The following is a 12560-nucleotide window of genomic DNA, read 5'->3' as shown; positions in this document are numbered from 1 at the left end:
CAGGTAGGTTGGCATGACTAACGTATCACTATTTCTGTATCCTGCTTTAACAGCGTTTCTCTGTGCTTTTATCGTGATTAAAGCGATGAAGCCTATTGCTATCGAATTTGGTCTAGTTGACACCCCTTCAGCACGAAAAACACACAGCGGCAATGTACCGCTAATCGGTGGTATCTCGATTTTTTTGGCGGTATTGTTCGCCACCGTTATTTGGTTACCTAATACGCAAGAGTTGCGATTGTACTTAATTGCTTCGGCGATGATGGTATTTATTGGTGCCGTCGATGATAAGTATGACCTTAGTGTCAGTGTACGCCTTGTCGGCCAATTAATTATTGCCAGTTTGATGATATATGGAGTAGGCGCCTATATTCAGGATTTAGGCAACTTGTTTGCATTAGGCGCAATTGATTTAGGTTGGCTAGGTATTCCGTTTACCTATTTCGCTATCATTGTTGCGATTAACGCTTTTAACATGATTGATGGTATCGATGGTTTGGTCGGGGCATTGAGTATCAACACCTTTGCTAGCATCGCGGTGTTGTTTATTTTGCAGGGGCAAATCGATCACACCAGTTACGCCTTGATTGTCACCACCGCCATATTGCCGTTCTTACTGTTTAATCTTGGTATTCCCGAGGGGAAAACCCGTAAGATTTTTATGGGCGATGCCGGTTCGATGTTTATCGGTTTGAGTGTGGTGTGGTTGCTTGCTGAAGGCTCACAAGGAACAGACCCTTCCTTTAGCGCCGTGGCCGCGTTATTTATTACCGCTATTCCCCTAATGGATATGTTAGCTATCGTTATTCGTCGCGTTAAAAAAGGCCACTCGCCATTTAAACCTGACCGAGATCACATCCACCATATTTTACTTCGCCTTGGCTATAGCCAAGGGCAAACCCTAGCCATTATTGTGACCATGTCAGTGATGTTGTCAGCAATAGGTATTGCAGGGGAAATGTTTCACGTTACAGAGAGCCTAATGTTTGCTCTGTACTTGTTTATATTTGCAATATATAACGCGGTACTGAGAAGCACCAAAGCACTGAATTATTTTATCAAGACTCAATAGTTAAACTATATAGTTATCATTATCTTACTGATAACTGCATGTGGAGAAACTGAGTTTGATGCGCTATTAACGAGTTAAGCTTAGGATAATGTTCAAGAATAGCATTTTGGACTAAACTAAGATGAGTCGCGACAAAAACAATTAATTATAAAAATATGAATTACTTAAGATGCATTATCGGCTTTACGGGCCTGGTTTTTTTGAGTGCTTGCACTTCAGTTCCTGAAGTCAGTGCTCAACGTCCACTTATTGAGCAATCCCAAGTTGCTTACACCAATGCTGAATTATTGCCTGAATCCATGTGGATTGGTTTTAATCAAGCCTACAAAGGGACACAGTTTTCTACCGAATATGGGCAAGTGTTAGTTGAGAATACCTATGTCTCAGCGATGGGACGTTGGTGTGTTGCCTTCAGCTTATTTGAACACCAAGATGGCCAACAATTACTTAACCCTAAGTCAGATTATTACGGTAATAATCGTCGGGCTTGTAAAGACAGCGATAAGTGGTTTTTCATCACACCACTGATGCAAAATAATAATTATAAAGGAACCTAGCGATGAACAGGATGATGCAATCGCTCGTGCTGGGTATGTTTTTGACGAGTGTTAACGCGCTAGCAGAACTGCCCAAGTCAGCAAAAATGGATGCGGCTAATCAAGCATTGCAAGGGGTGATGACGCCGAATGAAGCATTAACCCAGTTGGAAGGTGCTGAATCGACTCAAGTCATGGATACCCAAGCCCTATCTCAGGGTGAGTATATGCAAGTCTACCGAGATAACACCATACTGCCAGGTGAGCAAGACATCACCAAGCTACTGCCTATCGTTGAAGAAGGTTTACCAGCGCCATACGGTGCAAACTTATTTGCCGGCGGCTATGAGTCTGAGCGCATGGACGGCTTAAATGATGACTACCTTATCGCGCCGGGAGATAAGTTATCTATCTGGTTATGGGGCGCGGTTAATTATGCCGATGTCACCACGGTCGATAATCAGGGTAATATTTTTATTCCGGAAGTTGGTCCGATTAAGGTACAAAATGTACCGGCTAGCCAAGTCAATAAAGTGGTCACCAGTAAGCTGCGCACTGTGTACAAACAAAATGTGCAAATTTACGTAAACTTGCTGACCGCAACACCGGTCAGCGTATATATCTCTGGTCCGGTTATTCGCCCAGGGCAATATGCGGGCATGGCCTCAGATAGCATTTTATATTTTTTAAAGCGAGCCGGTGGCATTGATGCAGAGCGTGGCAGTTATCGTCGCATTCGTATTGTGCGACAAGGCAAAACACTAGAAACCATCGACTTATATGATTTTATTCGCCACGGCATTATGCCGGCAGTTAATTTCAAAGATAAAGACGTCATTTTAGTTGAACCGCAAGGCTCGACAGTGGTGGTGACAACTGGCGCGAAAAACCCGTTTCGTTTTGAGTTTCTCGAATACGATGCCAGTGGCGAAGAGTTGACCAAGTATTCAAAACCGCTCAGTAAAATTTCACATGTCGGTGTTATCGGCACCCGCAAAGACGGGCCTTTTTCGGTGTATATGCCATTAAAGGACTTCTCTGATTTTAGATTGAGTGACGGTGATAAATTGTTTTTCAATGATGATTGGGATGCACAGGTTCTTGATATTAAGTTAGAGGGCAGTTTTTTAGGGCCAAGTTACTTTACCGCACAAAAGCCAACCAAATTATATGATCTGTTGAATCATGTTCAGATTGATCCTGAGCTAGCGGATTTCGACAATATTTATATTTTACGTGAATCGGTAGCTGTTAAACAAAAAGAGATGATCGATCAAGCCTTGGACCGATTAGAGCGCAGTGTTTATACCACACCGGCGACATCAACCGGTGAATCCAGTATTCAAGTGCAAGAAGCGTCATTGGTTTCAAGTTTTGTGCAACGAGCCAAACAAGTCGACCCGCTCGGTAAGGTGGTGGTTTCCGAAAGTGGCAAGCTGGCTAATATAAACCTTGAGCAGGGCGATATCATTATCATCCCTGAGAAAACCCAGTTGGTGCATATTGGCGGTGAAGTGTTGATGCCACAGTCTGTGGTATTTAATCCTAGAGCAAGTATTACCGACTACATTGCTTGGGCTGGTGGTTATACCGACCGAGCCAATTTCGAGCGAATTTTAATTGTTCATGCCAATGGCATGGTGTCGTTTCATGATGACGACAGTGACAGCTGGTTGTCAGCGTCAGCGCAAAATCCAGTGTTGCAACCCGGTGATCAAATCCTAGTGTTACCAAGAGCCGTCGCGAAAACAATGCAAACAGTGAAAGATCTTACTCAGATTATCTATCAGATAGCGGTTGCTGCTGATGTGGTGATGGATAACTAGAGCTATGGCTGAGGTAAGGCGGCGAAGTAATCTGCAAATATGGCAAGACGTGATCTTTGCGATATTTTTGCGTGAAATAAGAAGTAAATTTAATGACAAAGTTGGCATCAGTTGGGCATTAATTAATCCCTTACTGTTTGTCTTTGCTTTCTCTTTTATACGCAGTCAGCTTGCCGGCCCGACGACCCATAGTATGCCTACGGTGATTTTTATCATGTATGGCATGTTGATGATTCAACTGTTTTTATCGACGTTTCGCAGCGTCTCAGGTTCAGTGCAAAAAAACAAAGCGTTGTTTGCGTTTAGGCAGGTGCAACCGATAAGTGCGGTATTAGCCAATGCGATGTTTGAGTTATTGGTTATCTTCGCGGTCATATTAGTGACCATGTTGCTGATTTATCTGATTGGTATTGAATTTTATATTTACAATCCGCTGCTGGTTATCAGTTATGTGGTTTTGGTTTGGCTGATTTCGGTTGCCTTAGGTTTGTTGTTTGCTGTGGCCAAAGCATTTGTGGCGGAAATCGGTAAATTAGAAAATTTACTTTTACGGCCGATGTTCTTTATCTCCGGCATTTTTTTCAGTCTTAAAGACATTCCGCAACAGTATTGGCCTTACTTGGATTGGAATCCATTTTTACATGCCGTCGAGTTGTCACGAGACGCGGCTTATCCGACGTTTGCGGCAAAAGGCGTGAGTGTTGAATTTCTGTTGATGTTTGCATTAACCACCTTGTTTTTATCTTTGGCGGTTTACAAAGCGTTTTGGAAACAGGTGGTGAGCCGATGATCACGTTAAGGAATCTCACCAAGTTTTACCCATCGAAGATAGGTAGACAATATATTCTCAATAACATTAATTTTGAGATTCCGTCGAATCATAACATTGCCATACTCGGTCGTAACGGTGCTGGTAAGTCGACCTTATTTAGAATGTTAGCAGGTAGTGAATACCCAAATAATGGTCGTGTAATTACCAACCTTAATATTTCCTGGCCGGTGGCATTGGCAACCGGTATCCATCCACAAATGACCGGGCGGGAGAATACCCGTTTTATTGGCCGAGTTAATGGCGTGGAGAACTTGGATGAATACGAATACTTGGTACGAGATTTCGCCGAGTTAGGACAAAAATACGATTTACCGGTAAAGACCTATTCATCGGGTATGCGTTCGCGCTTAGCGTTTGCGTGTTGTATGTCGATTAGCTTTGATGTTTACCTAATTGACGAAGCCACATCGGTTGGCGATCCGAAATTTAAACGCAAAGCCAGAGATTTTCTCTTAAGTCGCAGCCGTGATGCCAACGTTATTATGGTCAGTCACGATATGGATGAAGTTAGAGAGTTTTGTGACAGTGCTATTATTATTCACAAAGGGCAATTAGCGTTTTTCAATGATTTGGAAGTTGCCATCGATAAGTACCAAAGATTATAAGCATGAAAAAAATAAAAGAATTAGAAGCTCGTTTGGCGCAATTTAAAAATTCGATAAGCCCTTTGGATTGGGAGTCTGCGTCATTGCTACGCGATGAAGCGATTGAGCGCGAAAACGATGATCTCGAATTAGCTTACCTGATCATGAAAAGGGCGAATGTGCTGCGTCCGCATGGCCCGTTTATTGTGAAAAAACTGCATCAATACAAGCTTGAGTTACAAACCGATCAAGCCTATGTATTTGAGGTGAGCTTAGCTGACCCAAAAGAGTCTGCAGCGGATGTTGATGAAACCACCTTGAATTATCGTTTCAAAGCGCTAACCGGTAAGTTGCCAACTTGGGCGCAAAACCAGTTTTTTGCCTTTGTGGTATTACCTTGGTTTATCTTTTGTATTTATCTTGTCGTATTCGCATCGCCGCGCTATGAAAGCCAATCCAAATTGATTGTGCGTCAACCTGATAATATGGCCACTATGGATGCCTCTATGGCAATACTGTCAGGGCTTGGGGTAAGCACAGCAAGCACGGATACACAGTTGGTTGAATCCTATATCCACTCGATGGATATGCTTGAGTATTTGGCGCAAGAACTCGACCTAAAAGGACACTATTCAAATTCGGAGATCGACTTTTTTAGTCGTTTAAGTGGTTGGAATACACGAGAAGATTATCTGCAATTTTATATTGATAAAGTTGACATTGAGATCGACGAAATATCGTCAGTAATCACTGTCAGAACTCAAGCGTTTTCGGAAGACTTTGCCAAACAACTCAACAGCATTATTGTCAAACGCGCCGAGTGGTTTATCAATAATATCAGTCATCAAATCGCCAAAGAACAGCTGGCGTTTGTGCAAGGCGAGCACCAAGTTGTAGCCGATAGAATGGAGCAAGCAAAAGCAACCTTGTTGGCATTTCAAAGTCAATATAATTTGCTCGATCCAGAAATGGAAGGCGCGGCTTATCAAGAAATTGCCTATACCATGGAAAGCCAAATATCGGCGAAAAAAGCCGAGTTATATAGCTTGCAGGAAATCATGTCGGAAAACTCACCGCAGGTGGTCAGTTTAAAGCGTGTTATCGCGGCCCTAGAAACCCAGTTGAAGCAGGAAAATAAACGCTTGTCTGGTCAAGACAGTCAGTCGCCGACATTAAACGTCGGTGAAAAGTTAGCTCGTTATTCTGACTACAAAATTGAACTGGAATTGACGATGCAAGCCTACGCGTCATCACTTATATCCCTAGAAAAAGCCCGTATTGAAGCCTACCGACAGTTGCTATTTTTGGTAGTCGTTGAAACGCCAACCTTGCCAGAAGATAACAAGTACCCAAAGATTATTTATAACTTAACCCTATTTGCGGTGATTTTATTAATGCTTTTTGGCGTGTATCGAATTGTTGCGGCCACCATAAACGAATTGAATTAGATAAGAGAAATATACCAAGATGAAAGTATTAACCGTATTTGGCACTCGCCCTGAAGCAATCAAAATGGCGCCACTGGCCATTGCTCTGAATCAGGACTCTAGATTTGAGCACAAGGTATGCGTTACTGCTCAACACCGCGAGATGCTTGATCAAGTATTGGATCTATTTAATCTAACGCCTGATTTTGATTTAAACATCATGAAGCCAGGGCAAAGTCTCAGTGATGTCACCTGTAATATCTTAAAAGGTATGGAAGACGTTTTCGCTGAGTTTGATGCGGATATTGTCTTGGTGCATGGCGATACCGCCACCACATTTGCGGCAAGTTTGGCGGCGTATTACAAACAGATTGCGGTAGGGCATGTTGAAGCAGGTCTGCGTACCGGTAATATTTACTCCCCTTGGCCAGAAGAAGCCAATCGCAAGCTTACCGGCGCACTCACTAAGTTGCATTTTGCTCCGACGCAAACATCAGCAGACAACTTAAGCAAAGAAAACGTCAACGAAGCCGATATTCATATTACCGGCAATACGGTTATTGATGCCTTAATGCAGGTGGTTGATAAGGTTGAAACTGACGAAAACATTCGTTCATCATTTGCCGATAAATTCGACTTCATTGACGACAACAGCAAGCTGATTTTGGTCACTGGCCACCGCCGAGAAAGTTTTGGTGGCGGCTTTGAGCGTATATGTGAAGCGCTGGTAAAAGTATCCAATGATTTTCCCGATAGCCAGATCGTCTACCCAATGCATTTAAACCCAAATGTACGTGAACCGGTTAATCGATTGTTGTCAAATTCACCTAATATTCATTTGATTGAACCATTAGATTATTTGCCATTTGTTTATCTGATGAATAAAGCCCACATCATATTGACCGACTCCGGTGGTATTCAAGAAGAAGCGCCATCATTAGGTAAGCCGGTCTTAGTGATGCGAGATACAACTGAACGACCTGAGGCATTGCAAGCCGGTACGGTGAAATTGGTTGGTACCGATATCAATACGATATATGAACAAATTAAGCGATTAATGACCGATGATAATGCTTATCAAGAAATGAGCTTTGCCCACAACCCTTATGGTGATGGTAAGGCCTGTCAACGAATCGCTGCCGTCTTAGCTGAATATGCTGAATCGCTTTAATAAGGATTAGAAAATGAGTTTTAAAACCATATCTGTTGTTGGTCTTGGCTACATTGGTTTGCCAACCGCTGCCGTGTTTGCCTCACGCAAAGTTCAAGTGATTGGTGTTGACGTCAATGAGCACGCTGTCGATACCATAAACAGAGGTGATATTCATATTGTTGAACCGCAATTGGATATCGTTGTTCGTGCAGCGGTCACCGAAGGTTATTTAAAAGCGACCACAACAGCTGAGCCTGCAGATGCTTTTTTAATCGCCGTACCAACGCCGTTTAAAGATAACTACCAACCTGATCTGGCCTATATTCAATCCGCTGCTAATGCAATAGCACCGGTTTTGAAAAAGGGCGACTTGGTGGTATTGGAATCGACTTCTCCCGTGGGGACTACCGAACAAATGGCGGCATGGTTAGCCCAAGCTCGACCGGATTTAACCTTTCCGCAAACTCATGGCGAAGACTCTGATATTCGTGTCGCGCATTGCCCTGAGCGTGTATTGCCAGGCCATGTGATCAGAGAGTTGGTTGAAAATGATCGCGTTATCGGTGGTATGACAGCGAAATGCTCGCAGTATGCGGTTGAGTTATACAAAATATGTGTTCACGGTGAGTGTGTTATTACCAATGCCCGCACCGCAGAAATGGCAAAATTAACGGAAAACAGTTTTCGTGATGTCAATATCGCTTTTGCCAATGAGCTTTCGATAATTTGTGATGAATTAGACATCAATGTCTGGGAACTGATCGCTTTAGCCAATCGCCATCCGCGGGTCAATATTTTGCAACCAGGCCCAGGTGTCGGCGGCCACTGTATTGCCGTTGACCCTTGGTTTATTGTCAGTAAAACCCCAGAGTTGGCTCGCCTTATTCATACCGCACGTACCGTTAATGATGGTAAACCGGGTTGGGTGTTAGAAAAAGTAGAGCAGGCTATTTCTGATATTGTTCATCACAGCAGCAAGCAACTCAATGATATTAAAATTGCCTGTTTTGGCGTAGCGTTTAAGCCAAATATTGATGATTTACGGGAAAGCCCAGCGCTCGATATTAGTAAAGCATTGGCAGCAAAATACCAAGGCCAAGTAACCATTGTCGAGCCGAACATAAAATCATTACCTGATGATTTACTTGCTCACGATGCAAGGTTAGTGGATATAGAATCTGCCGTGAGTGACAGTGACGTACTGGTTATGCTCGTTGACCACAAACAGTTTAAAGAGACATCCATTGAACTCGGCGAACAGCAAAAATTAATCGATAGCAAAGGCATTTGGCTTTAATGGGGTACGAAGTGTCGTGAGTGATGCAGTAGACAACTTGGTTGAAATTAACACGGCCAGTGGCCCTTATAAAATTTATCTGCCTAATCGCCAAAACGATTATATTCAGGGCAAAATTTATAAGAATAAGAAACCTTACGAAGAAGAAATTCTTCGTGACATGGCAACCCGTATTGAGGCGGGCGAATTAGTCTTAGATATCGGTGCTAATATTGGCAATCATTCCTTATATCTTGCTAATTTGGGCGCTAATGTTATTTGCTTTGAGCCGAACAAATCTCTATGCGATGCGCTTGAAGTCAGTAAAAAGATCAATGAATTAACCTCCAGTTTAACGATTCACAATCTTGGTCTTGGTGAATCAGGCAATCATGCTCATTTTGCCAGTGAAAATGCGCAAAACTTGGGGGCACAATCCTTGGCACTCGGCCAAGGTGATATTCAAGTAGCCAATCTCGACAGTTTGTCGTTTCAACAGTCAGTTAAGCTGATCAAGATTGATGTTGAAGGTATGGAACTGGCGGTTCTTAAAGGCGGTGAAGCACTGATCAGTAAAGATCAGCCGATCATTTATATCGAGTGCTTAAATAGTGAAGAATTTAAGTGGGTATATAGTTGGTTGTTTGAACGTGGATACCTATATTGGGATACGTTCAACGCGACATTAACCCATTTGTTTATTCCTAAAAGCCAAGTCAGTTTGGAGCAGCAGCTAGCGCAAGTACAATATAAAAATGTACAGGATTCTTATAAAGACATATTGCGCCATAACCGTTTAAGTCGAATGGCGAAAACCGCACATCAAAAGCTTGAGCGAATAGAAGAGTTTACCCCTTTGGTTGATGAGCTAAGGCAAAAATCAACTCAGTTTCAATCACTAAACCAAAAGCTTGAGCATTACCAAATAGAGTTAAATCAGGCAGATAAAAAGTTTCAGCAGCAAGATAAACTGATTGCGTCGTTAGAATCTAAAGTCAAGGGGCTGCAATTTGAAAAGCAAGAACTGCAACAAAAATTAACCGGCGTAAGAACCAGTTTAACCTATCAATTAGGTAGCTTGTTTGCCGGCGTTCGCAGTCCTAAAAGCGTACTAAATCTACCGAAAGATTTGTATCGTCTATTCAATGATTTTCGTCGTCGAGATAATTACAAAAAACAAGTGGCACAAGGTAAGTTTGGCAAGTTTCAGGACGTTGAATTGTTGCCATTGTTGGATGGCCGCAGTAATCAAATTATCGACTTAGAGCAGCCATCTAAAGCCATTGCCGTTAACTTAGAACAGCGCAACAAGTTTAAACTGACCCTCAATCTAGCCACCGAAAATGAACTGCCGGCAGAGCAAAAAGTGATTCTAAAATGTCGCTTTTTTGATAATAACGGCGTACCGGTAGAGCAAATAGCGACCACCAAACTGTTTCATTCGAAACGTTATGGCAAGTTCCGTTATTTTTATCAGGACAAGAGCACCCTGTTAGTGGATATCGACTTTCCACCAGAGGTGTGTTTTTTCGAATATCAGGTTATCCCGTTTTCTCGGGATAGATCGTTGTCGCCATCTATTATCATGGAAAATGTCGCTACCCAGTTTCTAAGTAGTGATTTAGATAGTGAGGCAATCGATTATGATTTTGCCAACAATCAATTTTCAGCGTTTGCTGAGCAGCAGCAAGTGGTTGCTTCTCGCTGTTTGATTTTTGGTGACATTAGCCCAAATGTGATTGATGGCTCTTCTATTTGGTTATCGTCTATAAGCTCGATAATGTCGCAGGTAGGGCCGACCGTATTGTTATTAAAAGACAATGTTGATCCGGACAAAAATGTATTGTCTAACATCGTTAATGCCGGCAACTTGGTTATTGTGCAGCCTAAACATATTGGCTTTAATGCGCCGTTGACCACAAGCTCTGCGGTTAAGGCGATTAAATTTTTAGACGACAAAATTGCCAGCTTAAAATCAGTGGTATTGCGCGGCTTAGACGTGACGGCTGCGGTTATGGATGAGAAAGCATTTGCCAGCCGTGTGTACCCGTATTTAACGGATTTTTATGCCGTTGATGAACATGGTTTCTCGGTACCTGAAGAGAAACTCGCGGTACTGCCAACGATTTTAAACAACGCCAACACGGTACTGACACAAACATGCCAAATTCGAAACAAATTATCCGAACTAACCGATATTGCGTTTGATAGTGTGCAGTTGCCACCGTCATTACCTGCGGATATCGAAGATAAACTGGTTGAGGCTAATGTCGATAACAGCGTTATTAATATTGGTTACGCGGGCAAAGTTCAGCCTGGCTGGGGCGTAGAGCACCTGATTAATTGGAGTGAAAGATTAATTAATCAAGGGCATCAGATCAACGTACATGTGGTCACCCAAAAAGTGACAGCCAAAGGCGAGCGCCGCAACGAGTTTATTGCCGAGATGAATCGTTTGTTAGATAAGCCTTTTGTCACCGTCTATAACGATATGAACCGCTTTCAAGCCATGGGCTTAATGAAAGCGATGCAATTGGTTTGGTGTTACCGCGATGCGTATCTCGAAGATAATACCTTAGAGGTGTCGACGAAGCTGATTGAAATGGGCACCTTATCGATCCCGACGTTATGCTACCCATCACAGATTAATAAAGACTTACTTGGTGACGATTACCCATGTTATGTCAGCGACTTTACTGGTTTTGAAGCCAGCGTAGAGTGTATCGAAAGTCATACCCCATTTGATTATCAAGCACTGTCAGACAAGCTTCGTAAACAACATAGCTTTGCCACTATTGCCAGTAATTTAGCACCAATTCTCATTGGTGATGAACAAGACAAGGCAATGAAAATTACCTTTGCAGGCAATGATTTAAAGTTCTTATATCCGTACATCTCTTATCTAAAGGATAAGAACTACTCGGTACAATTGGATTATTGGCAGTGGGGTAACGGTGATGAAAAAGCGGCAATGCAGTATCTGTATGAATCGGATGTTATTTTTTGCGAGTGGGGACTGGCTAACGCGGTCTGGTATAGCCAAAATAACGTCAACAAAAAGCCGCTTTATATTCGTGTACATGCGCAAGAGGTTCGCGATAAGGCGAAACGTTTTGGTAAAAAAATCGATGTTGATAACGTAACCAAGTTTATCTTCGTATCGGCGTTGGTGCGTGATAAAGCGGTGGAACTGTTTGGCTGGCCAATAGAAAAAACCGTCGTCATTGCCAACTTTTTGAATGACAATTTATTGCCCATGTTTGAACGAGATCAGCAAGTCAGTTTAGGTATGGTAGGCATCACGCCAAAAACAAAACGCTTTGATCGTGCTCTAAAGCTAACCAAAAGCTTATTGCAACAAGGTGTCGATGCTAAGTTGTATATTAAAGGTCATCGACCTGAAAATCTTGAATTTATGCATGGTCCAGGGCGTAAACACGAGCTTGAATATTACTACGATTTGTATCGCATGATTGATGAGGATTCACAATTAAAGGATGCGGTGATCTTTACCGGTTGGGGTAATGACGTGCAAACATGGTACAAGAACGTTAATTATATTTTATCTCCGAGTGAGACAGAATCATTCCATTATGCATTAGCGGATGGCACCTGCACCGGCGCCTTACCATTGGTTTGGCCATGGCCTAGTGCCGACAGTGTTTATCCTGAAGACTGGATAGTCGATTCGGTAAAAAGTGCGGCAAAAAAAGTTATCGAATGGCAAGCAATGGATCAGCAGGCATTAACGCAAGTTCGTTTGCAAAATCGTCAGTATCTGATTGATAACTATGGCTATGAGATTGTGTTTGAGCAATTAGATAACGTCTTAAAACTGGAATCGTAGTGTTTAT

The 12560-nt window shown here is 42.6% G+C and carries 9 protein-coding genes; all 9 read left to right on the top strand.

Annotation, left to right across the window (positions count from 1 at the left end; all coding sequences use genetic code 11):
- Window positions 1–13 precede the first annotated feature (13 nt).
- The 9 genes from wecA to E2K93_RS02730 all read left to right on the top strand — a co-directional run bounded on the left by wecA (window position 14) and on the right by E2K93_RS02730 (window position 12553).
- Entirely contained in the window at window positions 14–1072 is a 1059-nt protein-coding gene (gene wecA, locus E2K93_RS02770; protein ID WP_135437622.1) for a UDP-N-acetylglucosamine--undecaprenyl-phosphate N-acetylglucosaminephosphotransferase, read from the top strand.
- Window positions 1073–1272: 200 nt separating this feature from the next.
- Window positions 1273–1629, top strand: a complete 357-nt coding sequence (locus tag E2K93_RS02765; RefSeq protein ID WP_135437621.1) for a hypothetical protein — start codon at window positions 1273–1275, stop codon at window positions 1627–1629.
- 2 nt (window positions 1630–1631) lie between these two features.
- The gene (locus E2K93_RS02760) at window positions 1632–3434 is read left to right on the top strand and encodes a polysaccharide biosynthesis/export family protein (protein WP_228445460.1); all 1803 of its coding nucleotides are present in this window, start codon (window positions 1632–1634) and stop codon (window positions 3432–3434) included.
- 4 nt (window positions 3435–3438) lie between these two features.
- Window positions 3439–4224, top strand: a complete 786-nt coding sequence (locus E2K93_RS02755; protein ID WP_135437620.1) for an ABC transporter permease — start codon at window positions 3439–3441, stop codon at window positions 4222–4224.
- Window positions 4221–4871: an ABC transporter ATP-binding protein gene (locus tag E2K93_RS02750; protein ID WP_135437619.1), complete on the top strand. Its 651-nt coding sequence runs from the start codon at window positions 4221–4223 to the stop codon at window positions 4869–4871. Before E2K93_RS02755 ends, E2K93_RS02750 begins: the two co-directional genes overlap by 4 nt.
- Window positions 4872–4873: 2 nt before the next feature.
- A complete protein-coding gene (locus E2K93_RS02745; RefSeq protein WP_135437618.1) occupies window positions 4874–6298 on the top strand; it encodes a lipopolysaccharide biosynthesis protein in 1425 nt (474 codons plus the stop codon).
- Window positions 6299–6317: 19 nt separating this feature from the next.
- Window positions 6318–7448, top strand: coding sequence for a non-hydrolyzing UDP-N-acetylglucosamine 2-epimerase (gene wecB, locus E2K93_RS02740; protein WP_135437617.1), 1131 nt, complete (start codon window positions 6318–6320; stop codon window positions 7446–7448).
- 13 nt (window positions 7449–7461) lie between these two features.
- Window positions 7462–8727, top strand: coding sequence for a UDP-N-acetyl-D-mannosamine dehydrogenase (gene wecC / locus E2K93_RS02735; protein WP_135437616.1), 1266 nt, complete (start codon window positions 7462–7464; stop codon window positions 8725–8727).
- A gap of 16 nt (window positions 8728–8743) precedes the next feature.
- Window positions 8744–12553 (top strand): FkbM family methyltransferase, encoded by a 3810-nt coding sequence (locus E2K93_RS02730; protein WP_135437615.1) that lies wholly within the window; start codon window positions 8744–8746, stop codon window positions 12551–12553.
- The last annotated feature ends 7 nt before the right edge of the window (window positions 12554–12560 follow it).

This window comes from Thalassotalea sp. HSM 43 (assembly GCF_004752005.1).
In the GTDB taxonomy this organism is placed as follows: Bacteria; Pseudomonadota; Gammaproteobacteria; order Enterobacterales; family Alteromonadaceae; genus Thalassotalea_A.
Note: the sequence above shows the minus strand (reverse complement) of the source record. Positions and strands in the feature narration are given on the sequence as shown.

What these genes read in the sequence shown, in the direction of transcription:
- wecA (WP_135437622.1), top strand. Translation starts at nt 14, where the DNA reads ATGACTAACGTATCACTATTTCTGTATCCTGCTTTAACAGCGTTTCTC.
- E2K93_RS02760 (WP_228445460.1), top strand. Translation starts at nt 1,632, where the DNA reads ATGAACAGGATGATGCAATCGCTCGTGCTGGGTATGTTTTTGACGAGT.
- E2K93_RS02755 (WP_135437620.1), top strand. Translation starts at nt 3,439, where the DNA reads ATGGCTGAGGTAAGGCGGCGAAGTAATCTGCAAATATGGCAAGACGTG.
- E2K93_RS02750 (WP_135437619.1), top strand. Translation starts at nt 4,221, where the DNA reads ATGATCACGTTAAGGAATCTCACCAAGTTTTACCCATCGAAGATAGGT.
- E2K93_RS02745 (WP_135437618.1), top strand. Translation starts at nt 4,874, where the DNA reads ATGAAAAAAATAAAAGAATTAGAAGCTCGTTTGGCGCAATTTAAAAAT.
- wecB (WP_135437617.1), top strand. Translation starts at nt 6,318, where the DNA reads ATGAAAGTATTAACCGTATTTGGCACTCGCCCTGAAGCAATCAAAATG.
- wecC (WP_135437616.1), top strand. Translation starts at nt 7,462, where the DNA reads ATGAGTTTTAAAACCATATCTGTTGTTGGTCTTGGCTACATTGGTTTG.